Here is a 25,508-nt window from a genome sequence, read left to right on the forward strand (position 1 = left end):
TGCTCGGGTCTACCCGCCCCAGGTGTCGGTCAGCACGCGCAGCCAGTTTCCGTTGGCTATCTTCGTGATCCGATCTTGTGTGTATCCATGGACCTCCATCGCATTCAGCAATGCAGGCAGCTTTTCTGCGCCGTCGAGGGCATTGGGCACCGTCGCCCCGTCATAGTCCGAGCCCAGGGCCACAGTGTCTTCGCCCATGACGTTGATCATATGATCGATATGGGCCAGAACCTGATCCAACGGCACATCCGGGTCGCGACGACCGTCTGCGCGCAGGAACTGGGCCGCGTAATTTATCCCCACGACACCGCCCTTTTCGCCAATTGCGCGCATTTGCGCGTCGGTCAGGTTCCTGGAATTTGCGCAAATGGCATGGGCACAGGAATGTGTGGCCACCAGCGGCGCATCCGACGTTTCGGCGACATCCCAAAACCCCGCTTCGGTGATATGCGACAGGTCCACAAGAACACCAAGCGTGTTGCACCGTGCGACCAGCGATCTTCCCGCTTCGGTCAGTCCACCACCGGTATCAGGTGATCCGGGAAAGCGGAACGGAACGCCGTCGCAAAAGATGTTGTTGCGGCTCCAGACCGGGCCAAGCGACCTGAGGCCAGCCGCATAGAACAGATCGAGCGCTTTCAGGTCCGGATCAATCGCCTCGGCCCCTTCCATATGCATGATTGCGCCGATTTCGCCGGACTCGCAGGTTAGGCGCAACTCCGCCGCGTTCTTGCAAATGCGCAGCGCCCCGCGTTGCTCAAGCTGAACAAGACTGCTTGCCAATGCAACCGATCGTCTCATCGCCGCATCTTGTGGCAATTCGGGTGGCAACGGCACGTCATAGGTCGCTCCGGCCATCAGGCCATCATAGTCGATCGTATCGTTTTCGGATGGCCCCCAAATGGCGAAGAAACCGCCCAGCAATCCGCCGGCCTTCATTCTTGGACGATCAAGATGCCAGTCCCCGTTTCCGGAACAAAAAAGCGCAAGAGGATCCGAGGCATTCGAACCGGCAATTTTGCTTAAAACGTCATTGTGCCCGTCAATGGCGAATGGCGGCATCTCGAAAACCCTGGACTACGTGTTCTGAGCATGGTTCCGCTGGTTAGTATCAATTTGCAACAAAAAAATCCAAAACTCCGGAAATGTCTTTCGGAGGGATTGCAATAAAATGAATGCCTTCTGGGGACGCCAACAGGTTATAGGGCGGTTTTTGCCTTTGTCTGCCCATCAGCCCTCGGATGCAGATCATCAATAATGATCACGTGCTGATGAGGCTCATCGCCCTGTAGATGTGGGTGATCCTGCGGCAAATCCGGGTGGTCGTGACGGACAGGTCGGCCGTCATCGGCCGGCCATAGTCGCACGGCCGCCAGAAGGCCGAACAAAGCCAGAGCAGACAGTGAGATCATGGCGACAACGGTGCCGAACACGGTGATCAGCCAGCCCGACGCAGGGTAAAATACCAACCAGCAGGCGTGGGACAATGTGAATTGGGCTGCAAAGATTGCCGGGCGGTCTTCAGGATGTGCTGACCGTGTAAGCAGCCGCCCTGTCGGTGTCAGTATTGCGGAATATCCCGCACCAACCAGAAGCCAGCCGACCATCAGAGCGGTTTGGGACAGCGGCGTTGCCAATGATGTCAGCGCCAACGTGAACAGGGTCAGATTGCTTAGCACCGCCCCTGACAGCATCACCTTTCGGTCGGGCACGCTGTTCAGCAGGCGCGGAAGGGTCAATGCGGTCAGCATGGAACCTGCCCCGAACGCCGCCAAGACAACCGCGACAGCGCTTTCCGACAGGCCCAGATCCCCACGCACGATGACAACAGTGTTGACGATGACCATCGCGCCGGTGGCCGAGGCGACCCAGTTCAGCGCCAGCAAGCCGCGCAGGCGCGGCGTTCTGAGATATAGCCGCATCCCGCGCGTTGTCCGATCGTAAATGCCGCGCGGCTTTGCCGGCTTTGGCGACGGCAGAAGCACCGAGACAACCAGAAGCGCCGAAGCGACAAACCCGATTCCGGTGCCCCAGAACAGGTTGTCAAAGCTCATCACGGTCAGCAGCGCCGCGGCGAGCATCGGGCTCAGCAGGCTTTCCATGTCAAACGCAAGACGGGACAGCGACAGCGCCTTGGTATAGTCTCGTTCATCAGGAAGAACGTCGGGGATCGTGGCCTGAAAGGCGGGTGTAAACCCGGCCGATGCCGATTGCAGGACAAAGATCAGAACGTAGACCTGCCAGACCTCTGATACAAATGGAAGGGTCATGGCAACCGCGGCCCGGATCAGGTCGAGGACCACCAGCATTCGTCTCCGATCGACGCGCTCGGCAAATGCCGCCGCAATCGGAGCGATCGTGACATAGGCCACCATTTTGATGGTCAGTGCGGTTCCCAACACCAGCGCCGCCGAATCCCCTGCCAGCTGGAATGCAAGCAAGCCAAGTGCAACAGTGGCCAGACCTGTGCCCGAAAGCGCCACGATCTGGGCGAAGAAAAGATGGCGATAGGTGCGATTTCTAAGAACTGAAAGCATCGGATTACAGGTACTTGCTGATTGTTTTCAACTCTTCCACGGCTCCTTCCGGATCGTCGCCACCCGTCAGACAATGATCGATATGATCATGGATCAAAGCCCGTTTGGCGTTTGTGATCGCTTTCTCGACCGCGTGCAATTGTTGGGCGATGTCGGAACAAGGTTGCTGCAGCTCCAGCATCGAAACCACTTTGGACAGATGCCCTTCGGCCCTTTTCAGTCGTGCAATGATTGCCGGATGGGTTGAGTGGATGTGTGTCATGTGGCGAACCTTATCCTCCCCCGGGGGATATCGTCAATCGATCTGTCTTTCTTGTCGAACGTGTCCCGATACTTCGACAAATGGCCACCGTCGGAACAGTTGCGGGCCGTCGAACAACTTCATTTCCACTGTTGAATGCCTGCCTTACGGCTTCTTATGGTTCTGTCCCTGATGACACGTGAGCCCACCTGAAACGCGGCCCAAAATCCCGCGCTGCTCCACTATTTTCGTTGAGCTAGAAATTCTCAGCCGATAGGTCTCTTGCATCGCGAATACAAAGGTCAGTTTCTTGGCAAACCCACTCTATGACAGCCTGTTCGGAATTCATGCGGACAAAGACACACCGTTCCTGCATCTCGCGGATGGCAGGGTGATCTCTTATCGCCACTTTCTGAATACAGCAGCGCAGATCGCGAATGTCACTGCGCGGATGGGGTTGCAACCCGGTGATCGGGTCGCGGTGCAGGTCGAAAAAACGCCCGAGGCGCTTTCCCTTTACGCAGCCTGTGTTCAGGCCGGGTTGGTGTTTTTGCCACTCAATACGGCCTACACGGTCGAGGAACTGACCTATTTCATCGAAAACAGCGGCGCATCTCTGGTCGTATGTGACGAACAGAACGAGGACCAACTGAAGTCTGTCAGTACTCCGATGGGGGCCAGCGTTTTAACCCTCAATGCCGATGGCGGTGGCACATTGATGGAACAGGCCGCCGCCATGCCGAACAGCTTTGCAACTGTGGATCGTACAGGAGACGACCTGGCGGTCTTTCTTTACACCTCCGGCACAACTGGCCGGTCCAAGGGGGCCATGCTGACGCAGAACAACCTGCTGTCCAATGCCCGGACGCTGGCAAAGGAATGGCGGTTCTCGTCTGACGATGTGTTGATGCACGCGCTGCCGATCTTTCACGCTCACGGGTTGTTCGTGGCGACCAATGTCTCCCTGATCGCCGGTAGCCGTATGGTTTTCCTGCCCAAGTTCGATCTGGACAACATCATCACACTGATGCCGACGACCACGGCGATGATGGGTGTTCCGACTTTCTACACGCGACTGCTGAATGACGCGCGTTTCACCAAGGAATTGACCGCACATATGCGCCTGTTCGTCTCAGGCTCGGCCCCGCTGCTTGCCGATACACATGTTCAGTTCGAGAACCGCACGGGCCATCGCATTCTCGAACGCTATGGCATGACTGAAACCAGCATGAACACGTCCAACCCTTATGACGGTGAACGGCGGGCCGGGACGGTGGGATTCCCACTTCCGGGGGTCGAGCTTAAGGTATGCGACGCAGAAGGCAGTCCGTTGCCCCAGGGCGAGATCGGCGTGATCGAGGTGCGCGGCCCCAACGTGTTTTGCGGATACTGGCAGATGCCGGAAAAAACTGCCGCCGAGTTGCGAGAGGATGGTTTCTTCATCACCGGCGATCTGGGGCGGATAGACGAAGACGGTTATGTCCACATTGTCGGGCGCAACAAGGATCTGATCATTTCGGGAGGCTACAACGTCTATCCAAAAGAGGTTGAACTGGCGCTGGACGACCAGCCGGGTGTTCTGGAAAGCGCAGTCATCGGCGTGCCGCACCCGGATTTCGGTGAAACCGTGGTCGGTGTGATTGTTGCGGAACCGGACGCGCACCCCGATCTGGAAGCGATACAGGCCGCGATCAGCAGCGGTCTGGCCCGCTACAAACACCCACGAAAACTGATCCAACTGGATGAGTTGCCGCGCAATACGATGGGCAAAGTTCAGAAGAACGCGCTACGCGCGCAATTCAAAGACCTGTTCGCGGGCTTGTGACACGATCACCCCGCAAGAGCCCTAGGGGCCTTCGCGTACCATCGGAAGAACCTCAACCCAACCGCTGTGAAAAGAAGATTCTGAGGTCTTCAAGATGAGTCTGAACACCCCTATCAGGTGATGTTGGGCACCACCATCGTTGGAATTGTCGAGCGTCTCAGCACCCGTTTGACGACCGTCCCGATGAAGGTGTGTCCGGTGCCCTGCTCGTGCGTGCCCATGACAATCAGGCCGCAATCCAGCTCGCGCGCGCGCTGCAGGATGGACTCGGCGGGATGCCCGTCAACCAGCTCCACCGAGGCGACAGACGCGTAAGCCTCCTTTCCTTCTTCGGTCAGGGTTTTCACGAACTTCTGCTGGTTCTCTTTCAGCAGTTCCTTCACCGAAGCGTGGCGGTCCCGGATCGCTTTTTTGCGCGATGCATCATCCTGAATGAACATTCGCATCGTCACGATGGCGTCCTGTGTCAGAGGCTCGGTCACGTGCAAAACATGGACTTTCGCCCCATGGGCGCGCGCCATGCTCAGGGCATGGCGCAACGCATTGTTGGCGTTTTCGGACAAATCCGTTGCGAACAGGATGTCTTTGATCTGAGGTAACATGGTTCAGTTCCTTTCTGTCCGCACTCAATACCCAAGCGCCCGCGGCAGCCATAGCGAGATTTCGGGAAAGAACGCTATGATGAAGATGGCGACCGTATTGATGAAGGCAAAGGGCAGCGCTGCAACGGAAATCTTCTCGATTGATATATTGGATATACCGGATGCGATGAAAAGGTTTTCGCCCAATGGCGGGGTTTGGAAACCGATCCCCAGCGTACACACCATCACGACACCAAAGTGGATTGGGTCGATGCCGACGCTGTAGGCCACAGGCAGCATCACCGGAACCAGGATAAGAATGGTTGCCAGCGTTTCCATGAACATGCCAACGAACAGCAGGAACAGGATGACCAGCGTCCAGATCACATAGATGTTGCTTGTGACGGAAAGCATGCCTTCGGCGATCAGTGCAGGGATCTGGTTTTCGACCAGAAGCCGGCCAAACACCGTTGCTGTGAACATGATCAGCAACACGCGCCCCGTCAGCCATGTGGTGGTTTCAAGCGAGGTGAATAGCTTTTCCCAGCTGAGTTCGCGGTAGATGAATGCGCCCACAACCAGTGTGTAGAAGATCGCGACGATCGCCGCCTCGGTCGGGGTGAAAAAGCCCGAATAGATGCCGCCCAGGATCACCACCGGGGCCATCAGGGCCCAGAAGCCGCGATACATTTCGCACCAGATATGACGCATGGACCAGCCCTCGGTCGTACCCTTGTAGCCGCTCTTTTTGGCCAGGATGTAGTTCATCAGCAAAAGGCTGCCGGCGATCACGAAGGCGGGCATGAAACCGGCGATGAACAGTTTCGGGATGGACACGGTCTGGAAGGTGCCATGTTCGGCAACAGCTTCTGGCGGGGCTGGCATGCCGAGCGCGGCAATGCCGAAGATGATCAGCGGGATGGACGGCGGAATGACAATCCCCAGCCCTCCGGACGATGCAGTGATCGCCGAAGCATAGTTGCGTCCGTATCCCCGATCTATCATGGCCGGGATCATCAGCATGCCGACGGCGGCAGTTGTCGCCGGGCCTGAACCCGAAATCGCGCCGAAGAACAGGCAGGCAAAAACTGTTGCCGCCGACATACCGCCGGTGAAGGGACCAGCAAAGCTTTCGGCAACATTGATCAGTCGCCGTGACAGGCCCGAGGCTTCCATTAATGCGCCCGCCAGAATAAACGCCGGCAGGGCCATGAGCGGGAATGAACCCACGGACGTGAACGCAATCTGGACAAATTTGATCGGATTCTCGTCCAGGACGAGAAAGGTGATCATCGTCGAAACGCCAAGCGCGACCGTTATCGGCGCGCCGATGAACAACAGCAACAGGAAGCCGCCGAACAGGATATATACGATTTCACTGCCCATTATTTTGCCTCCCCAATGTCAGTGTGGTCCACGTCAGCGCCCAGGTCTGCGCGGACTTCTTCCAGATCGATCGCGTCAGGATCACGCAGGTCTTCGTCCAGAATGATTTTCTTGTAGTTCACCTGAAGGATACGAATGGTCATCAGGGTGAAGGTGATCGGCAAAACGATGTAGACCCAGCTTAGGTGGAACCCCAGGGTCTGGGAGGACTGGAACCGGTTCATGCGGTTGAAGATGAAGTCGATCGCCAGGTAGACGAAGTAGACATTGAAGCAGATCCAGAACAGATCCGCGAAAGCCTCGATATATTTGATCGCGCGAGGGGGCAGAAACTTGAACTGAAACGTGACGCGGTTATGCGCACCCATCTTGGCCGCATAGCTGGCGCCGAAAAACACGAACCAAACGAACATGTAGACGGACAGCTCTTCAACCCACGAGAAAGAAAAGTTGAATACTGTCCTTACGACCACCTGCAAAAACAAAAGACATACAAAGACTGCCAGAAGAAACCGACAGATGTAGCTTTCTATGTTGTCGACTATTCCCCAGAAGTTTTTCATCGGTCCCTCTCCCTCAGAATGGAAAGCGCCAGTCAGGCGCTTTCCTTTGTTTTATACTATTTTCATTCCGAAACGGGGTCGCGGCCGATGGCGGCCAGAACGGCGTTCAGCTTTTCAACACCACCGATGCTTTCATAGAACTTCGGCCAGACCGCTGTGGTTGCCAGTTCGATGAACTCTGCCTCGTCGTTTTCGGGAACATGGATTTCCATACCCTTTTCAACCAGCAGTGCTTTGATCTCGGCTTCCTTGTCGCGCAGGAATTGGGCCGAGGCCTGGGTTGCATACTGCCCGGCTTCCAGTACGGCGGCCTGATCTTCGGCGGACAGACCCTGGAATACCTGCTCGGAAATGATCAGAGGCTCGATCGAGAAGATGTAACGGATTTCAGTCACATAGTCCTGAACTTCGTAGAACTTCATCGCGTTGATCGTGGTGTAGGGGTTGTCCTGACCATCAACAACCTTGGTTTGCAGACCGGCAAAAGTTTCCGACCAGGCCATCGGTGTCGGGCTGATGCCCCACGCCTTATAGGTGTCGATCATGATCTCGTTCTTGGGAACGCGGATAACCAGACCTTCCAGATCCGCAACCGATTTCACCGGCTTCTTGGAGTTCGTCAGAACGCGGAAACCGGTATAGGTCCAGGCGATGATGCGTACGCCTGCATCATTGATCGTGTTTTCGGTCAGTTCCTGCCCAATGGGGCCCTGGGTCAGGGTTTCGGCGTCCTCCAGGCTGAGGATGACGTAAGGCAGTGTGAACACACCTACGGTCGGCGAGAACGGCGTGACGTTGTTGATCGCCAGCAGCGACATGTCCAGCGTGCCGATTGCTGCTTCGTTCACGGTGTCCTGTTCGGACCCGAGCTGGCCGTTCAGAAACAGAGTTGCGGTGTGATTGCCACCCGACAGTTCCTCGAGTTTTTCCTTGAAGGCAAGGCCGGTTGCCTCCTGGCTGGAACCGCCGCTGTCGCCCACGGCAATCTTGAAGTTCTTCGCCATGGCCGGCGCGGCAAAGGTCGCGGCGGCAAACGTGGCAGCCAACGCGACAGATGAGAATGATTTGATGAGTTTCATAAGTCCTCCACCTTATTTGTGACGATGGCATCGCATTCCTACGCCTGTGAGTATGGCGCAAACTGGAGTCACCGGTGGGCGAGTTATAAGTTGCAAAAACGGTTGAGGTAATACAAAGTAATCTACGTAAAGTTCGACAAAAGGAAACCTTTCAATTCCAAAGAAACTCGCCATTACGCGCATCTCGGATGTGGACATTCGCTTGCTGCAGATTTTTCGTACCGTGGTTGCCTGCGGAGGGTTCACCGCCGCCGAATTTGAGCTCAACATCGGGCGTTCAACTATCAGCAAACACATCTCGGATCTCGAAACCCGCCTGAACCTGAAACTATGCCATCGCGGGCCCGCCGGGTTCTCGCTGACATCCGACGGCCAGCATGTCCTGAAGTCCGCAGACAGCCTGTTTGCATCAATCGACAGATTTCAGAACATTATCGGTGAGGTTCGCGCCGAAATGGCGGGAAAGTTGAAGATTGCAATCTTTGACCGGTCTTCCTCCAACCCGGATGCCGAAATGTCCGAAGCTATTCGCCTGTTCCGAAACCGGGCGCCGGGCGTCACGCTAGATATTTCGGTCGAACCGCCCAACGTGATCGAAGAAGGTGTCATAAACGGTCGATTCAATCTGGGCATCGTCCCCTTGCACCGCCAATCGCCGATGTTGAACTATTCACCGCTGTATACCGAAGACATGCGCCTGTTTTGCGGCCGGAATCACGAGCTGTTTCAGCGCGCAGAAACCGAGTTCAAGTTAAGTGAGCTTCGAAAGTACACCTACGCGGGCCTGAGCTTTAACTCACCCAACATGTCGATCCATCAAAAACTGAAACTGAGAAAGTCCGCCTTTGTCCAAAGCGAAGAAGCGTTGGCGCTTCTCATCCTTTCCGGCTGCTATCTGGGCTTCTTGCCGACCCATCAGGCACAGCCGTTCGTGGAAGCTGGTCAAGTCAGGGAGGTCAGATGCGAAGCTGCGGAATATATCTCAAGCATGGCCGCAATCGTGCGCAAAAGCGCTTCGCAAGGGCGCAGGTTGAACGTGTTTCTTGAATGCCTGAAAGACGCTCATGACAGGTAGGCTATGAAATGCCGGTCCGGTTACTATATTCGACCACCCAAAGTTAGCGGGATCGGATTCTTCACCATTGAAAGCACGGTGCCCGATTGGTTGGAGCAAGCAGTGTGTCAACTTGTTCAAAGCTCGGGCTCCTGGCATAACTTTATTTCGTTTCCGCCATGGCCGGCGAAACTTCATGACAAGGCTAGCCCAATAAGTTAAGTGTTCCCTAAAGACCAAAATACAATTTCCCGGTGAACTTTGTGGAACAAGTAACCTTTACGTTCGAGATGGGTGTGGTTTGCGCCCTGTTGGCCTTCACCGTTTTCCTGTTTGTCTCCGAAATCGTAAGAATCGACCTTTCCGCCATACTGGTTTTGGTCATCGTCGGCCTTCTCAGTTATGCGCCCGGGTTGGAGAACCTGGCAAATGTCTCTCGACTGTTCGACGGGTTCGCGTCCAACGCCGTTATTTCAATCATCGCGGTCATGATTGTCGGTGCCGGATTGGACAAGACCGGCATCATGAACAAAGTGGCTGCCGTCATCCTGAAATACGGCGGCACAGCCGAGAACCGGGTTTTGCCGATCGTGTCAGGCACTGTCGGAGTGATCTCATCTTTCATGCAGAATGTCGGCGCGGCGGCCTTGTTTTTGCCGGTTGTCAGCCGAATTTCCTCAAGGTCTGGCATTCCGCTGTCGCGACTGCTGATGCCGATGGGTTTTTGCGCCATTCTGGGCGGCACCATGACTATGGTCGGTTCTTCCCCACTGATCTTGCTGAATGACCTCATTCTGACGGCAAATGACGGGTTGCCCGAAGGGCAGAAAATCGAACCGTTTGGACTTTTCTCAGTCACTCCAATCGGCATGGCCCTGATCCTGACAGGTATCGCATATTTTCTTTTGCTGGGGCGCTGGGTACTGCCGACTGAAGGCGCGTCTGATGCAACAGGGACCGGGCAAGGCACGCAAGAATATCTGCAAAGGGTCTACGGCCTCAAGGCAGACGTTTTTGAGGTCATCGTCCCCGAGGACAGCCCCCTGGTGGGGCAGATTCTGGCCGATATCAACCACGAGAACCACCTTTACATCATCTCGACATTCTATCGCGGGAAAACCTCGATGGTGCAGGTTCTGACTGCCGAGATTGCCGCACCTTGCCGGCTGGCCATCATCGGGCGTCGCTGGGTGGTCGAGGAGTTCGCGCAGAAGTTCGGTCTGACTGTTCTGCCTGAACTGGATATCTTCGTCGAAGAGTTTGCACCCACCAATGCCGGGATCGCAGAAGTTGTCGTGACCCCGGACAGCAAGCTGATCGGCAAATGCCCGCGCGAGCTTTTGTTCCGCAAGACCTATGGCATGTCTTTGCTGGCGATCCATCGCGGGGAAGAAACGCTCAGCCATGTCGAGACGGATGATCACGCATCAACCCAGATCGGCCTTGAAGCATTTCACGCCGGTGACATGCTGGTCGCCCATACCCGATGGGACAACCTGATGCGGATCAAGCGCGATCCGGATTTTGTCGTTGTGACCACGGACTTTCCGCAAGACGAATTGCGGCCGCAAAAGGTCGGTTGGGCGCTTGCCTTTTTTGCCATTTCCTTGTCGCTGATCCTGTTCACCGACGTCCGGCTGTCACTATGCCTGCTGACCGGAGCGGCCGGCATGATGCTGACCCGCGTGTTGAGTGTGGACGAGGCATATCGCGCAGTTGGGTGGAACACCGTTTTCCTTCTTGCCTGTCTCATTCCACTTGGTCAGGCCGTGCAGAATACCGGGACGGCCGCATGGATTGCGCAGCAGATCATGACCATTCTGGACGGCTGGCCCATTTGGGCGCTTCAGGCTGGGGTGGCAATACTGGCCACAGCTTTTTCGCTAGTAATGTCGAATGTCGGGGCAACCGTCTTGCTTGTGCCCCTTGCGGTTTCAATCGCGGTTGCCGCAGGGGGCAATCCGGGGGTCTTTGCGCTGACCGTTGCCATATCGACCTCGAACAGCTTCATCATTCCGACCCATCAGGTGAATGCCCTGATCATGGGTCCGGCAGGCTACAAGGTAATGGATTTCGTGCGATCCGGCGGGGTCATGACAGTCCTGTTCCTGTTCGTGTCTCTGTTCATGCTCAACGTCCTGTATTGATTTTACAGGCATGTCAGTGACAGCCTTGCAGGTCTTTTTCCTCAGACGGCCGTGATTTTGAACACAAGCACCTGCGACCACTGGATATGACACGATGTGGTCCGGAACCCATTTCGACGATACATATGCAGATCGTGTCGGGCTTTCTCGAAGCACTCTGTGTAAAACGGATCATTGGCGAAATGACCGATCACGGGGTTGAGCATGATCAGGATCGTCTTTCGGGTGATGCGGCAATACTCGTCCAGTATCAGCATCCAGTCCTGAGGGTGGCAATAGTGCTCGATCGACTGCATGCAAATCAGCACATCCTTTGATTTGTCCGCCAATGGATAGGGCGTGCGCCCGGCGTCAAACAGCGTCATTGGAATATCGATTGCTTCGATAATCGGGCGATAGGGCCAGTCGTGTACCTTGTGGTCTTTGGGGATCTGAATGCCGTGATTGTCGGTTTCGCAGACAAACGTCTCGTCGTTCAGGCGACGATGCGTGGATGCCAGTTCAGTTTGTTTGTTGTTGAGCATATTGGGAAAGTCATTTCCCAAAACGGTATGGCCAAAGTGCCGGGCAACCTCGAGCATACCGCCATGCGCCGTCGACATCTCGAATATGTCCTGCGGTTCTTCGGTGTACATCAACTCGGGAAGGTAAAGCTGAAACCTGTTCCAGCACCTTCGGATGTTGTTGGCACGATTGATATATTTCCTTTGTACGCGGATCTGCTCAAGCTCGGTATTGTCACCATTGGAATACGGCGTGAGAAGTTCAGCGGGTACCGGATGGTCGAACAGATGGCCGTTATCGCCCATGACCCGTTCAGCACGAACTCGTTTTTCAAGCCTGCGCTTTTCTGCAGCCGTGAACTCTTCCGACATGTATTGGTCCCATCCTTCTGTACCGCGCCTACTCGGGTGTTCTCGACGCCCGAGCGCCGGTACCCGCCCCATTTGGTACAGAACCCGTGCAGCAGACAACACCAAAACCCAGGTCGTGTGTGGTAGTTCTGAGGAATTGTCGCCGAGACGGCACGCAAAACTGAACCGATCGGATTCAGTGCCCGCCGAAATACGCTTCGAGCAGCCTTTTGTCGTTCCGCAGTTCATCCGCAGTGCCGGACGTTTGCATGCGGCCGGACTCGAGCACATAGATACGGCTAGCCAGTGACAGGGCGAAATTGGCGTTTTGTTCGGTGATGACCACGGTCAGGCCGTATTCCTTGTTTAACTGACGCACGACTTCGGCGATCTCAAGGCAGATTTTCGGGGCCAGACCGATTGTTGGCTCATCGACCAACAGCAACTCGGGGCTGGTCATCAGGGCCCGTCCGAAGGACACCATCTGCCGTTCGCCACCGGACTGGGTCGAGGTTTCCTGCCCTTCCCGCTCGGCCAGCCGTGGGAACAGCTTGTGGACCATGTCCAGATTGCTTTCGATATCCTCGCGGGCAGTATAGGCGCCCACCATCAGGTTGTCGCGCACCGACATGTAGGGAAACAGGTTGAACCGTTCGGGCGCGTAACCGACGCCGTGGCGCACGATTTCGGCCGGTGATCGGCCTGCAAGACTGTGGCCGCGCAGCCGGATATCGCCTTCCGTTCTGACCATCCCCATTATGCTGTCCAGCAGGGTGGACTTACCCGCACCGTTCGGACCGACGACGGCCACGATCTCGCCCGGCTGGACCGTGATCGAGATGTCTGTCAGCGCCTGCGCCTTGCCGTAGAATGCGGACAGGTTTTCGATTTCCAGATAGGACATCAGGCGCCCCCCAGATACGAGGCCTGCACGGCCTTGTCATTCATAACTTCGGTGAATGTGCCTTCGGCGATCATCGTTCCCCGCTCAATTGCAATGGCACGGTCGATCAGGGGTTCAAGCGCGGGCAGATCGTGGCTGACGATCAGAAAAGTCATGCCGTCCTTGCGCATGGACTGGATGAGGTCCGAGATCTGCGCGATTTCCCCCACCGTCAAACCGGCAAACACCTCGTCCAGCAGCATCACACGCGGCGCGGTGGCCATGGTGCGCGCCATTTCCAGCTTGCGCAGATCGCCCATGGCCAGTTCGGACGGTGTCCGTTGCAGGTCAGCCTCGGTGAAGCCGACGCTCAAGGCAAGTTCCCGTTCCAGATCCGTGTCAGGGGATTTGGTGATCATGCGCCAGATGTTGTCAGGCATCAGGCCCACGCGGATATTCTCGGCCACGTTCATGTCGCCGAAGGGCCGCGGGATTTGATACGTGCGGCTGACGCCCGCCCGAATGCGCCGGGACGTGGGCAGGGCCGATATCTCCTGCCCGAAAAGTTCGATCGTGCCGCTGTTCTGTCGCAGCTCGCCCATGATCTGGCTGAACACGGTGGTCTTGCCCGCCCCGTTCGGACCGATCAGACCCAGAGATTCCCCTTCTTTGAGGGAAAAGGACAGACCATTCGTGGCCACCAGCCCGCCAAAGCGTTTGATCAGATGGGAAACTTCCAGCGCCACAGTCACGCCACACCCCCTTTCCGCAGCCGGGTGAATCCGCGCCGCACCAGTTCCACCAGCCCTTTGGGTTGGTACATGTAGAGGATCAGCGCGATGGCGCCGTAGACAAAATACCGCTCGGCCCCCGGCAGGACCGGCCGCAGGTATTCCAGCAGGAAGGTCATGAAGAATGCGCCGATCATCGGCCCAATGATGGTCGATGTACCGCCCAGCAGTGCGGCAACGATGATGGTAAACAGGAAGTTGATGTCAAACAGCGCACGCGGGGCAAGTGATCCCAGATAGTGCACATAGAAAGCCCCGCCCAGCCCTGCGATAAACGCGCTGGTCAAAAAGGCAAACGCTTTCAGCCGGGTGGTGCTGAGCCCCGAGCCGCGCACGCTTTCCTCGTTCATGCCGATCGCTGCCAGCGCTGTTCCCAGCCGGGTTTTCATCAGCAGCCACATGCTGACGGCGACGCTCAGCATCAGGGCGGTCGACAGGTAGTATCCGTTTGCTGCGCCCCGCGTCAGGGTCTGGATACCAGACATCCCGCGTGTGCCGCCAGTCAGATCCGGACGGATCACCTGCACCAGCTGATACAGCAGCTCCATGAAGGCCAGTGTAACCAGTGCGAAATAGCTTCCGCGAATACGCAGCGCAGGCAGCAGCACCAGCAGTCCGGCTGCCATGGTGACCAGCACCGCGACCGGGATCGAGATTTCAACCGGCACATCAAACCGTTTGGTAAGAATGGCGGTCGTGTACGCTCCGATGCCGATCAGGAAAGGGTGGCCAAAGCTCACGTATCCTGTCCGCCCGGACAGCACGTCCCAACTGATCGCGAAGATCGCCAAGTAGTTGGCAAAGATCATCGTACGCAGTGTTCCGTTGGAAACGACCTGAGGCAACAGGAACATCCCCGCAATCAGACCACCCCAGAGGGCAAAGTGAAACCAGCGCAGCCCCATCTTTATAACTCCTCACGGCCAAACAGGCCCTGCGGGCGGGTCACCAGAACACCAATGATCAGCAGCATGGTGAAGACACCGCGCAACTCGGGCGCAAGGGTCGCCACCACGATGACTTCAAGAAAGCCGACGATGTGTGCGACAACCAAGGTCCCGATGATCGACCCAATTCCGCCCACGATGACAACGGCCACCGAGATGATCAGCGGGGCGACCCACATGGATGGCGAAAGCTGCGTGTAACTGGCGAAGAACACACCCCCAAGTGCCCCCAATGCCCCCGAGATGCCCCAGGTGATCAGGTTGATCCGGTCCGGGTCGATCCCCGAGATAGCAGCCCCCTTGGCGTCCATCGAAACCGCCTGCATTGCCCGCCCGGTGTGGGTGAGCCGCACGAAAGCGTATAGCCCCAGAAGGATGGCCCAACTAATGAGCGTTGCAATCAGGATGTTGTATGTGACGGACGCTCCGGCAACGTTGATCACTCCGGGCACGATGGGCAGCAGGATCTTACTGCTGTCGCCAAAGACCAAAACGATCCCGGCCTGTATCACGACCGCAAGGATCAGCGTCGATATTTCGACCGCCACATGATCACCTTTGAGCGTCTTCACGATCAGGCGGTACTTCAGAATACCCATCAGAACGCCCATTGCGGCGGCCACGACAACGCCCATGAGCTTGGGCATCCCCAGCGTTTGCGATACCCAGAAGTAGATGTACCCACCGACCATCAGATAGGCGCCATACGCCAGATTCAGAACACGCCCTATGCTGAAGATCAGCGTGAAACCCATTGCGATAAGCGCATAGAGCCCACTGAGCAAAAGCCCCTGGATCAGTATCTGCAACATTGAGGTATCCCTGGCTGCGGGCGCACGCTGTCGCGCGCCCGGTTCAAGCTATGTGGACGACCGGATCAGTTTTTGACCCAGCTTGGCAGGGTAAACTCGCCCGTCGCGTATTTCTCTGGATACACAACAGCGGCGGTTCCGTCCTCGTACCACTGCACAACAACCATGGACGGTGCGGCGTCATCAAACGGCTCGGACAGATCAAAGCGGATGTTGTGCGGATAGGTACGGCCGGTTACGGGTTCAACCTCCTCATCGCCCCAGAAGGCATAGCGCAACCACAGCTGACCATCCATCTCCAGGACCAGATCCTGCTTCTTCATCGCATCGGCCCAGCCTTCGACATTGTCGAAACCGCCAGCCTCTTCGGCTGCAGCCATGGCCTGCTTAAGACCGTGATAGGCGTTGAACCCGTTGAAATGCGGCAGCAGCGGGCGGCTGTCATACTTGGCCTGATAGGTGTCGACAAAAGCCTGGCTTGCCGGATCCAGTCTGAACCCGACCGAAGGGATCGGGGACAGGGTCGAAATGCCGCCGCCGGCGCCGCCCGTGTCTTCCCAATACTCCATTCCCAGCGCGGACACGTTGACGCCCGTCATCGCCATCGGCACTTGCAGTTTCACATATTGCGACGACACAACCTGAGAGTTAACGGACGAAACCTGATAGATGAAGTCGGCCCCTGTATCCTGCGCACGGCTGAAGATCGGCGCGAAATCGACAGTGGCCACATCATACGTAATGATATCCTTGACCTCGATCCCGGCGACCGGTGCAAGCGCTTCGGTCACAAGTCCGGTGATCGCTTCGCCAAAGGCGGTGTCCTCGGCCAGAATGACAACGGAATCCCAGCCCATCTTTTCCTTCAGGACATCCGCGCCGAAATTGATGTAAAGCGTGGCCAACGCCTCGTCCGAGGCGATGTTCATGAAATAGGGCGCCATGCCTTCGGGGTCTTCGACCACCATGTCGATGATGCCGATATAGGATGTCCAGGTGTCCAGCGTCGGAATGCGGTATTCCTGCATCCGAGGCAGCCAGCCAAGCGACACATCGTCGATCGAACCCGATATGATGAAATCAACCTCTTCGGTCTCGGCCAGGTATTCATAAGCGCGTACGCCTTCGGTCGGATCCTGCCCGGTATCGGCAGAGACCAGTATGATCTGCTCGCCCATCACGCCGCCATTGGCGTTAAGCTCCTCAATCGCGACTTCTGCCCCGCGAAGGGTCGACAGCCCGGTGTCCGAGGAAAGCGACCCAATAAACCCAACCTTAATTTCTGCTCCGGCCGTCGAGGCCATGAGCGCGATGCATGTTCCGCTAAGTAGCGCTGTCTTGATCATCAGTTTTGCTCCCTGTGTCTCATTATGCCGTTCTTGTATTCTGTATACAGTACACAAGAAGATGGATCGATCAAATCCTTTCTTGAAAACTCATGTTCAGAATCCGCCGATTTTACCGCTTTCATCGTGGATCACGGCGTCCACATCGATTTCCACCATCAGACCGGGTTGGGTCAGGCCTGCCTGAACAGCGGTCAGAACCGGATCGATACCCTTGAAAAACTCTCCGTGCACACGCGCGAATTCGCCCGCTGTTGACAGATCGGTCAGGTATGCGCGCACCCGGCCCACATGGCGCAACTCTGCCCCGACAGCCTTAAGCGCGTCTTCGGTACGGGACAGGATATACCGTGTTTGCGCGCCCACATCGCCCGGCGCATGAATACGCCCTGTTGGTTCAATCGCGGTCGTCCCTGCGACCCAGACAAATGGTCCGATCCGCTTTGCGCGGGAATACGATGCGACCTCTTCAAACCGCCCGCCGAACTTCCACGACCGAAGGGTCACAGACCCAGCCTCAGCCGGATCGCATCAGCTGCTTCTTGCAGCCCTGCCTGTTCCTGGTCCGTCAGGCGCAGTTCCTCGACCTCGACCAGTCCACTGGCGCCAAGATGTGCGGGCACGCCCAGCACCACGCCATCAATTCCATATTCGCCCTGCAACATCACAGACACCGGAACCGGACCGGACCGAGCGCCCCTGATGTGATCGATCAGTTCAATCGAGGCATGGGCCGGGGCAATCGTCGCCGAACCGGATTTCTTGAGCGCGACGACCTGCCCGCCGCCTGTGATCGCGTCCTGTACGCATGCTTCAATTTGATCCGGTGACAGAAAGACCTCAAGCGCCCGCCCCTTGATCCGGGCGCGGCTGGGGATCGGCGCCATTTCGTCACCGTGACTGCCAAGGGTAAAGGCCTCGACATCAGCGGGAGAGACCCCCGCGGCCATGGCAAGTGCGTTGCGGAACCGGCTGCTGTCCAGTGTTCCCGCCATGCCCAGAACCTGTTCGCGCGCGAAGCCTGTGGCCCGCAGCATCTCGACCGTCATTTCATCCAGAGGATTTGTTACGACAATCACGATGGCGTTTGGTGCGGCTGAACGGATCGCTTCTGCCGACTGGCGCATCACACGCGCGTTCACATCTATCAGGTCAGCACGGGTCATGCCCGGGCGGCGTGCGCGCCCGGCGGTTACGACGACCACCTCGGCACCTGCCACCAGATCCAGAGAGTCCCCTCCGACGCATCGGACACGGGCACCAGTGATGCCGGATGTGTGATTGAGGTCCAGCGCTGTCGAAGCTGCCAGACCCGGAGCAATGTCGATCAGGGCGATTTCATCCGCGATATCCGCCATCGCTGCCAGATGTGCGATATTGCCACCAACGCCGCCTGCACCGATCAGCGCCAGCTTGCCCAGCCTGCGGGCCTTGCGCGGTGCCCGCGCAGGCGCAACCCATTTGGGTGAACGACGATAGAGCACGCGGCGCATCGAAACGGCGCCATCTGTACGTGGTGCCTGTGGCCGCTCCAGCGGTCCGTCCACCAGGGTGATGCCGATGCGCTCCGCCGTTTCCCGGGCCAGCGCCGTGACGATGTCGCCGGGCAGAACTTCGAACACGATCCTGCCACTTCGGCGCGCGTCCTCGACTGCGTCCGAGCCTATGACCCGCGAAGCAGCCATCAGCCTGCCTGCCCGTCCACCGCCTCGATGGCGCGAGTTGCCGCTTCGACGGCGGTTTTGACCGAGTTTTCCGACCCCGAGATGAACAGGCGGCCAAACCGGCCCACGGCGCGCACTTCGACGATGTCGATCTCGGCTGCCTTCTCCGCCTCGTTCGCGGCGATCGAGATGTAGGCGGCTGGCGCGCATTCGACGATCCCCAGTGTTTGTCCGGGAACGATGAGGGCGCCCTTGCGCCATTTGTTCAGCAATTGCGCCTGATAAGGTTCAACGCTTGTGATGATCTGAGTCGAACTGATTGCGGGTTTCAGACGGTCCGACATCGAAGCCCCAAGTTCGGCCAGCATCGCATCGCGGGCCGCAGACACCTCGGCATTTGAAGGTGAGCGCAGGATAAAAAACCCGAACTCTCGTTCCACCATCTGCGTTGTTGCCTCTACCGAAGACGCCTTGAGCGCGCGATCGATCAGCGAAAACACCCCGTTGCCCGGTGCAAACTCTCCGATCAGCACTGTGTCCCCCGACAAAGGCACCGAACCCTGCACCGTCGCGCCGTTGTAGGCCGCGAATTTCGGTTGCAGGTTGTCGATCTGCATCAGCGCCCGGATCGTGATCTCGCTCATGCGCCATACTCCTCGTAAATGTCGCGCCAAGGTCTGCTTTCATAAGCGACCCGCTTGATGTTGATGAGATGCAGGGCCGTCACGTTGTCCGACGTGATCGACCCCGACCACGTGCCAGTGCCCAGCATGAAAGACGGCTCCAGATCTGTGGAATAGCCCATGCCACCCATGATCCCCGGCGTGTTGACCAGCACACGTCCCGTGGGTACGGTGGCAAACCGGGCGACAACCTCGGGGTCGTCCGAATGGATGACCGAAGAATGTCCCCAACCTTCGAACCGCGCGATGGACTGCGCCAGTTCGATGCCGTGGTCGGTGGATTTCGCCTCGTAGAAAGCCAGCACCGGGTTCAGTTTTTCCGCCGATAACGGGCGTTGCCAACCCACTTCGGTTTCTTCGGAAACCAGACAACGGGTGCGCGGCGGAATCGAGAAACCGGCGGCATCGGCCAGGGCCTGCGGGCTTTGCCCGACCTTATCGGGGTCCATCGCCCGCGCACCCTTGAAAATCACTTTCGCCAGTCGATCCGCCTCGGCCGGGGTGCAGAAATAAGCTCCCTTCAGCTTGAGTTCATGCCGCAGGTCACGGGATATTTCCGGGTCGGCCACCACGGCCTGTTCGCTGACACAGGCAGTGCCGTAGTCGAAGCTTTTCGATGTGACGATCATTTCGGCCACTTCCGCCAGATCGCGCGCCTTCGATTTGTGCACATAACACGGCACGTTGCCCGCCCCGACCGCCAATGTCGGCTTGCCGCTGGAATAGGCGGCCTTGACCATAGCCGGGCCACCTGTCGCCATAACAACCGACGTACGGCGGTGCTTCATCAACTCGGCCGTGCCCTGAATGGTCACTGCATCCAGGCATTGGATCAGCCCCTTGGGTGCACCCATCTGTTCGGCCACGCGCGCCATGATGCGGACGGTTTCGATTCCGCACCCCAGGCCTCGCGGATGGGGTGCGCAGACAATTGCGTTGCCCGCTTTCACTGCTGACAGCACTTTGTAGATGATGGTTGAGGTCGGGTTGGTGACCGGAATAAGGGCCGCCACCACGCCCATCGGTTCCCCAAAGGCGGCGACCTTTGTGGCATCATCCCGCCACAACAGGCCCAATGTCGTTACATCCCGCAAATAATCCGCAACTGACAAGGCGTTGAAAAGGTTCTTGACCCGTTTGTCCGGGACATTGCCGTATCCGGTTTCCTCGACCGCCAGCCGCCCCAGCAGTTCAGCCTCGGGTTCAATGGCACGGGCCATGGCGTCCACGATGGCATCTACCTGTGCCGGATCGGTCCCGAGAAAGGTCCGGTAGGCCTCGAACGCCGTTTCGGCAGCGCGCCGCGCGGCGGCGATGGATTTCAGATCTGCGTCCATCACGAGGCTCCAGTGGCAATAGTGTCAAAGATACGACGCGCCTGATCGACATCGCCTGCGGTTATTCCGATGGTTTCAAGCCTGCGCCCTGCCGCCGCGACGTCAGCGCCAAGAATACGGTCTGTCATGGTGATCAGACTCTCTGTCAAAGGAACGGGCTGACCGGCCAACCTTGCAGCAGACACCAGCGGGACCAGCGAGCCAAGCACACCGTCACGCATCAGGTGACGTGCGGCCTGTCGATCCGGCACAGGCCGGGAACCCGACCCCCGTTCAGCCCCGGCAAAGGTGGCGATCCAGTCCGACGTTTCCGGCAGGTTTCGGACTCCAAATGCAGCCGCGACCTGTCTCCGTTCCTCGGCCAATCCTTCGATGACGGCGATCTGATCGGCGCCGATGAGAGAGGCAAAAGTCTGGTTTGCCTCCAGCGGAACGCCCCCCATCGGAACATCGGGGCCGCCGTTGCCCATCCCCTGCCCGCCAAGGGTCAGGGCAGGTATTTCCACGGCCGCGGACAGGTCACGAAATCCGGAAGCCAGGACAGAATCAACCGGGTGAAGGTTCGGCAGAAAACGGTTCAGAGCTTCAAGGATGTTGTTGCGGCCGCGTGGCAGCGTTGCCGCCGCCATTGGTGCGGCTGTGGACAGGGTCAGCCCAGCACCTTCGGCGTTGAACCAGTAGGGCAAACCCAGAATTTCAACCAGCGTCACATCCGCCCGACACCCCCCGATGCGCAGCATCCAGGCGGCTTCTACAGCGCCCAGAGACCGCCCGGGGGCCAGTACCAAAACCTGGCCGTCACTCAGGTGATCAGCCAGAACCATGGCATAGGTGCGCTGCTTGTGAACGGGTCCGGTTAGAAATATCACCTGTGCGTCCCGAACCGCAGCATCCAGTTCCGCTGTTGTTTCCACCGATGGCCCGTCCCGGTTCACCTGATAGGTGCCCACAGGACCGTCACCCCCGATACCAATGCCCGAAGATTGGGTCAGCAGCGAAAGCTCGGCTCCATAGGCCGAAAACAGTGTGACATCGGCCCCTTCAGCCAGACACAGCGCTGCCAAAAGGCGGGCATCCGGTCCGCCGCCCAGCACTGCGAAACGCTCAATGCTGCGCGCGGCAGGGGCGTCGCGGGTAGCGCCCCGCGTCACCGCACGGGTGAAATCCTCAAATCCGGCTGACATAATGTCTCCTTAGCGGCGATGGATCAGGCCGAAGATCCGGCTCCGAGCCCGTCGATAATGGCTTCAAGCTCATCATGCGGGCGCGCGATCACGTGGACCGACACCACTTCACCAACTTTGTTGGCTGCCGTTGCGCCCGCATCTGTTGCGGCTTTGACGGCGCCGACTTCGCCGCGCACAAGGGTTGTCACCAGACCGCCGCCGGCTTTGGTCTGGCCGACAATCGCCACGCTGGCCGCCTTGACCATTGCGTCCGCTGCTTCGATCGCCCCAACAAGACCGCGGGTTTCGATCATGCCCAGGGCCATCTGCCCTGCCACTGGTTTCGCCATTTTTCCTATCCTCCGAAGGCTATTGATTTGTGTGTTGTGTTTCAGTTCGTTGAAACGCGATCGACCACCGCGATAATCGCCAGATCCACCGGAGCGGTGGACAACCCCGCCGCCATTCGTGCGGCCGAGCCTGTCGCGATCAGCACCGTGTCACCCACGCCCGCGCCGCATGTATCCGCTGCAACGCGCGCCGGATCGATCAGATTGCCGTCGCTGTCGATCAGGTCTGTCACCAGTAGTTTCAGACCAACCAATCTGGCGTCCTTTGCTGTTGCCGTAACCGTTCCTGCAACTTTGCCGAGGTGCATCAGAATGTCCTCAGATAGCGGTCAAGCTCGACCTGAGTGACCTGTTGGTTAAAAAACTCCAGCTCGCGTTCGGCCTGCTGCAAGACCAGTTCCCACAGCATCTCGCCCATTACGTCGCGCAGCCACTCGGACCCGCGCGCCAGTTCGATGGCGGTTGGAAGATCGGTCGGAATGGGATCACCAATGCCATCCTCGTATGCGTTGCCGGTTGTGGGGTCTGTTGGGGTCAGTCCTTGCTCGATCCCGTCCAGACCTGCGGCGATTTCGGCGGCGAGCAGAAGATAGGGATTGGCATCCGCACCGGCATCGCGTTTTTCGACACGCACGGCGCTGTCGGATCCTTCGATAATGCGGATACCGACTGTGCGGTTGTCGTATCCCCAGCTCGCGTTGATCGGACAGAAGGTATACGGCTGGCGGCGACGGTAACCATTGACTGTTCCACTACCGCAAATCGCACTTTCGCACATCCGCTTCTGCAGCCCGGCGATGAAAGCCTTACCTGTGTCGTTGATCTTGCCATTTTCGGCAAAAACGTTCTTTCCGTCCTTCCACAGCGAATAGTGTGTGTGAAAGCCGTTGCCGGACTGGTCAAAGAACGGCTTGGGCATGAAGGTGGCCAGATACCCGTGGGCGATGCCCAACTGGCGGATTAGCGACTTGAAAAGAACAACGCGATCTGCAGCAGCCAGCGCTTCGCCATACCGAATGTTCACTTCGATCTGGCCGGCGGCATATTCTGGGTTCGATTGTTCGATCGGAATGCCGCATTCATTGATCTGCTGACGAATGGGCCCAACGATATGCTCCATTCTTGCCGCCCGACCTAATCCATAGACCTGAATTCCGCTGTCACGCGGCTGCCCGGTTTCAGGGTCCAGCAGATAGAATTCCAGTTCGGTGCCGACATTGACCTCGAACCCCATGTCGCGCGCGCGCTCGACCTGACGCACCAGAGCCTGGCGCGGATCGATGGGCACCGGCTTGTGGTCCATACCTTCGGCGCGGCCAAAGCAGACCGCCACGCCCGGCTCCCACGGAACAGCAACCGGTTTGGTCATCGGGAAAACATGCATGTCGGGATAGCCGTTGTCGAAATTGACATAGGGCGTGTCCCAGACATCGCAGGTCATATCGATTGCCATCAAAGCAATCGAGAGCGCATTGCCGCTGTTGCACACATGATCCCAATGGCTGGCCGGAATGCGCTTGCCCCGCATGATGCCGTTCAGATCGCCGACGCCAAGAATGACGGTATGCGTGCCCTCGGGCAGATCAAACCCCGAACTCATTGATGCGCTCTCCCTGTTTTTTAGCTTTATAAATGCTGTATTCTGTATACAGTATTCACAAAGACAATCCAGAAACAAGGAAAATCTACGTCATGTCCAAAAGCTCGGTCATCGTTGTCGGGGGCGGCATCGTCGGCGTCATGACGGCGCTCACACTGCAACGAATGGGCGAGGCGGTGACTTTGATCGATAGGTGGGAACCCGGTCATTCCCGTGCATCTTCAACGGATTACAACCGGGTGATCCGCGCCATATCGGGACGGGATGAGTTTTATACCCGATGGGCGCGCGAAAGCCGCCTGCGCTGGCTCGAGCTGCAGGCCGAAAGCGGACAGAACCTGATGTATGAATGTGGTGCCCTGATTCTGGCCACCGGCGGCCATTGTGACTGGGAAGACGCAACCGCGCAGACTTTCGACAAGGTTGGCGTGCCTTACTACAAGTTCGATCAGCAGGAGATCGAATCGCGGTTCCCTCAGTTTCGGGTGTCCGATATCGAATATGCACTGTTCGAGCCAGAAGCCGGAATGCTGATGGCCCATCGCTGCGTGTTGACCGGACTGGATCTGTTTCGGCGCGCTGGGGGAATCGTGCAGCGGGGACGTGTCACCACGGACGGCTCTGAGCGCCCGATGCTGGACGGCAAACCGCTTGAGGCTGATCTGATCGTCATTGCGACCGGCCCCTGGATGGCGGACATGTTCCCCAAAACAATCAAGCCGATATCAACGGTGGTTGGCGTCAATGTCCTGTACACCTCGACGCCAGATGGGTCCGAGGATTTCGATATGAGCCAAATGCCCTGCTGGATCGATCATGGTCAGGGGTCATTTGGCCTGCCCTCGTCCGAGGGGTCTGGTGTGAAGGCGGCTGTTGTGATCCCCGACAAGATCGACCTGGACAACGACGAACGCCTGATCCGTCAGGAGACACTGGGTCGCACACGCAGCTATATTCGCCACCGTTTGCCTGGGCTGGAAGGCGAGCGTGTCGTGGATTCGAAGTTCAACCAGATCATACTGACACCGGACACTCACTTCATCGTTGACTGGCACCCGGAACATGACAACGTGTTATTTGCCGGGGGATGCTCAGGGCATCTGTTCAAGCATGCTCCTGTGTTTGCTGAATTCGCTGCAGGTGTCGGCATGAAAGATTTTGGCACGGCTGACCGGTTCAGGGTCGCCGGACGCAGAAAACTCAGCCCAAAAGAAAGCCCAAGCGGCCGCTAAACTTCGGACAAGGCGCGGTACAAGCCAGCATTGGGACATTTTTCCTGCGGCAGCCGGGCTCCGGCCCGAATGGCGTCGCGGCATGTTTCCGCCTGCAGGCAATGACCGCACTTTTCGGCAAGCTCCAGGCCAAGGTTGGTGTGCGCGTTCAGGTCATCTTCCGTCAACCCGAACTGCCGAGCCATCGCCAGTATGCGCTCGCGTGCCTGTGGCGCACCCGAGCGCAGCATCGCCAAATCCGCGCGGGAAAGCCCCAGATCTGACAACTCGCGATCATCCACATGTTCCGTGCGGGGCGCGCCAACGATCCGCGCAATGGACTGAAAGAAATCTGAGTAACCGGACATCTGACACCTCCTTTGCCCTGCCTTGTATTCAGTATACATGACAAGCTCACGGGAGAATTGATCAGGATCAAATGGTGCTGGCG

General features: G+C 57.8%; 26 protein-coding genes. 4 read left to right on the top strand and 22 right to left on the bottom strand.

The features are described from left to right. Positions 1–9: 9 nt before the first annotated feature. The 3 genes from ACR0FE_RS14795 to ACR0FE_RS14805 all read right to left on the bottom strand — a co-directional run bounded on the left by ACR0FE_RS14795 (position 10) and on the right by ACR0FE_RS14805 (position 2,799). Positions 10–1,062 (bottom strand): dipeptidase, encoded by a 1,053-nt coding sequence (locus ACR0FE_RS14795; RefSeq protein ID WP_480913557.1) that lies wholly within the window; start codon positions 1,060–1,062, stop codon positions 10–12. A gap of 137 nt (positions 1,063–1,199) precedes the next feature. Continuing rightward, on the bottom strand, positions 1,200–2,537 hold the full coding sequence (locus ACR0FE_RS14800; protein ID WP_480492220.1) for an MFS transporter: 1,338 nt from the start codon (positions 2,535–2,537) through the stop codon (positions 1,200–1,202). 4 nt (positions 2,538–2,541) lie between these two features. Beyond that, positions 2,542–2,799 carry a metal-sensing transcriptional repressor gene (locus ACR0FE_RS14805; protein WP_170611769.1) on the bottom strand — a complete coding sequence of 86 codons (258 nt, stop codon included), beginning with the start codon at positions 2,797–2,799 and terminating at the stop codon, positions 2,542–2,544. Between the two features lie 289 nt (positions 2,800–3,088). Between ACR0FE_RS14805 and ACR0FE_RS14810 the strand changes: the two genes are divergently transcribed. Beyond that, entirely contained in the window at positions 3,089–4,603 is a 1,515-nt protein-coding gene (locus ACR0FE_RS14810; RefSeq protein WP_480913559.1) for a malonate--CoA ligase, read from the top strand. Positions 4,604–4,716: 113 nt separating this feature from the next. Here ACR0FE_RS14810 and ACR0FE_RS14815 read toward each other — a convergent pair whose 3' ends face one another. The 4 genes from ACR0FE_RS14815 to ACR0FE_RS14830 form a co-directional block, all read right to left on the bottom strand. Then, positions 4,717–5,205 carry a universal stress protein gene (locus ACR0FE_RS14815; protein ID WP_170611758.1) on the bottom strand — a complete coding sequence of 163 codons (489 nt, stop codon included), beginning with the start codon at positions 5,203–5,205 and terminating at the stop codon, positions 4,717–4,719. A gap of 24 nt (positions 5,206–5,229) precedes the next feature. Beyond that, positions 5,230–6,570, bottom strand: coding sequence for a TRAP transporter large permease (locus ACR0FE_RS14820; RefSeq protein WP_170611756.1), 1,341 nt, complete (start codon positions 6,568–6,570; stop codon positions 5,230–5,232). Continuing rightward, positions 6,570–7,133: a TRAP transporter small permease gene (locus tag ACR0FE_RS14825; protein ID WP_170611754.1), complete on the bottom strand. Its 564-nt coding sequence runs from the start codon at positions 7,131–7,133 to the stop codon at positions 6,570–6,572. Before ACR0FE_RS14825 ends, ACR0FE_RS14820 begins: the two co-directional genes overlap by 1 nt. A gap of 62 nt (positions 7,134–7,195) precedes the next feature. After that, a complete protein-coding gene (locus ACR0FE_RS14830) occupies positions 7,196–8,212 on the bottom strand; it encodes a TRAP transporter substrate-binding protein (protein ID WP_170611752.1) in 1,017 nt (338 codons plus the stop codon). Positions 8,213–8,414: 202 nt separating this feature from the next. Here ACR0FE_RS14830 and ACR0FE_RS14835 point away from each other — a divergent pair, with 202 nt between their 5' ends. Continuing rightward, positions 8,415–9,287 (top strand): LysR family transcriptional regulator, encoded by an 873-nt coding sequence (locus ACR0FE_RS14835; RefSeq protein ID WP_170806728.1) that lies wholly within the window; start codon positions 8,415–8,417, stop codon positions 9,285–9,287. Between the two features lie 269 nt (positions 9,288–9,556). After that, a complete protein-coding gene (locus tag ACR0FE_RS14840) occupies positions 9,557–11,413 on the top strand; it encodes an SLC13 family permease (protein ID WP_170611855.1) in 1,857 nt (618 codons plus the stop codon). 41 nt (positions 11,414–11,454) lie between these two features. Here the strand turns inward: ACR0FE_RS14840 and ACR0FE_RS14845 are convergent, their stop codons facing one another. The 14 genes from ACR0FE_RS14845 to ACR0FE_RS14910 all read right to left on the bottom strand — a co-directional run bounded on the left by ACR0FE_RS14845 (position 11,455) and on the right by ACR0FE_RS14910 (position 23,846). Further along, positions 11,455–12,288 (bottom strand): hypothetical protein, encoded by an 834-nt coding sequence (locus ACR0FE_RS14845; RefSeq protein ID WP_480913562.1) that lies wholly within the window; start codon positions 12,286–12,288, stop codon positions 11,455–11,457. Between the two features lie 175 nt (positions 12,289–12,463). Continuing rightward, positions 12,464–13,171 (bottom strand): ABC transporter ATP-binding protein, encoded by a 708-nt coding sequence (locus tag ACR0FE_RS14850; RefSeq protein WP_170806730.1) that lies wholly within the window; start codon positions 13,169–13,171, stop codon positions 12,464–12,466. Next, the gene (locus tag ACR0FE_RS14855) at positions 13,171–13,902 is read right to left on the bottom strand and encodes an ABC transporter ATP-binding protein (RefSeq protein WP_480913564.1); all 732 of its coding nucleotides are present in this window, start codon (positions 13,900–13,902) and stop codon (positions 13,171–13,173) included. Before ACR0FE_RS14855 ends, ACR0FE_RS14850 begins: the two co-directional genes overlap by 1 nt. Continuing rightward, positions 13,899–14,846 (bottom strand): branched-chain amino acid ABC transporter permease, encoded by a 948-nt coding sequence (locus ACR0FE_RS14860; RefSeq protein ID WP_170611741.1) that lies wholly within the window; start codon positions 14,844–14,846, stop codon positions 13,899–13,901. Before ACR0FE_RS14860 ends, ACR0FE_RS14855 begins: the two co-directional genes overlap by 4 nt. A gap of 2 nt (positions 14,847–14,848) precedes the next feature. Next, entirely contained in the window at positions 14,849–15,700 is an 852-nt protein-coding gene (locus ACR0FE_RS14865; RefSeq protein WP_480913566.1) for a branched-chain amino acid ABC transporter permease, read from the bottom strand. A gap of 65 nt (positions 15,701–15,765) precedes the next feature. Further along, positions 15,766–17,046, bottom strand: coding sequence for an ABC transporter substrate-binding protein (locus tag ACR0FE_RS14870; protein ID WP_480913568.1), 1,281 nt, complete (start codon positions 17,044–17,046; stop codon positions 15,766–15,768). Between the two features lie 96 nt (positions 17,047–17,142). After that, positions 17,143–17,553 (bottom strand): Rid family hydrolase, encoded by a 411-nt coding sequence (locus ACR0FE_RS14875; protein ID WP_480812841.1) that lies wholly within the window; start codon positions 17,551–17,553, stop codon positions 17,143–17,145. Continuing rightward, complete coding sequence (locus tag ACR0FE_RS14880; RefSeq protein WP_480913570.1) at positions 17,550–18,731, bottom strand: malate dehydrogenase; 1,182 nt, start codon at positions 18,729–18,731, stop codon at positions 17,550–17,552. The genes ACR0FE_RS14875 and ACR0FE_RS14880 overlap by 4 nt, the downstream gene beginning before the upstream one ends. Next, entirely contained in the window at positions 18,731–19,354 is a 624-nt protein-coding gene (locus tag ACR0FE_RS14885) for a BMC domain-containing protein (RefSeq protein WP_170611731.1), read from the bottom strand. Before ACR0FE_RS14885 ends, ACR0FE_RS14880 begins: the two co-directional genes overlap by 1 nt. Then, entirely contained in the window at positions 19,351–20,730 is a 1,380-nt protein-coding gene (locus tag ACR0FE_RS14890; protein ID WP_480913572.1) for an aldehyde dehydrogenase family protein, read from the bottom strand. The genes ACR0FE_RS14885 and ACR0FE_RS14890 overlap by 4 nt, the downstream gene beginning before the upstream one ends. Continuing rightward, positions 20,730–21,914, bottom strand: coding sequence for a hypothetical protein (locus ACR0FE_RS14895; protein WP_480913573.1), 1,185 nt, complete (start codon positions 21,912–21,914; stop codon positions 20,730–20,732). Before ACR0FE_RS14895 ends, ACR0FE_RS14890 begins: the two co-directional genes overlap by 1 nt. Positions 21,915–21,937: 23 nt before the next feature. After that, positions 21,938–22,246: a BMC domain-containing protein gene (locus tag ACR0FE_RS14900; RefSeq protein WP_117869464.1), complete on the bottom strand. Its 309-nt coding sequence runs from the start codon at positions 22,244–22,246 to the stop codon at positions 21,938–21,940. A 41-nt stretch (positions 22,247–22,287) separates the two neighbouring features. Further along, positions 22,288–22,554: a EutN/CcmL family microcompartment protein gene (locus ACR0FE_RS14905; RefSeq protein ID WP_480525880.1), complete on the bottom strand. Its 267-nt coding sequence runs from the start codon at positions 22,552–22,554 to the stop codon at positions 22,288–22,290. Then, on the bottom strand, positions 22,554–23,846 hold the full coding sequence (locus ACR0FE_RS14910) for a glutamine synthetase family protein (RefSeq protein WP_480492208.1): 1,293 nt from the start codon (positions 23,844–23,846) through the stop codon (positions 22,554–22,556). Before ACR0FE_RS14910 ends, ACR0FE_RS14905 begins: the two co-directional genes overlap by 1 nt. 92 nt (positions 23,847–23,938) lie before the next feature. On the opposite strand from ACR0FE_RS14910, the gene ACR0FE_RS14915 reads away from it, so the two are divergent. Beyond that, positions 23,939–25,078 carry an FAD-dependent oxidoreductase gene (locus ACR0FE_RS14915; RefSeq protein WP_170611721.1) on the top strand — a complete coding sequence of 380 codons (1,140 nt, stop codon included), beginning with the start codon at positions 23,939–23,941 and terminating at the stop codon, positions 25,076–25,078. Here the strand turns inward: ACR0FE_RS14915 and ACR0FE_RS14920 are convergent. Next, positions 25,075–25,425, bottom strand: coding sequence for a hypothetical protein (locus ACR0FE_RS14920; protein ID WP_170611719.1), 351 nt, complete (start codon positions 25,423–25,425; stop codon positions 25,075–25,077). The two genes, ACR0FE_RS14915 and ACR0FE_RS14920, sit on opposite strands and share 4 nt — an antisense overlap. Between the last annotated feature and the right edge of the window lie 83 nt (positions 25,426–25,508).

It is taken from the genome of Ruegeria sp. K7, from assembly GCF_056531785.1.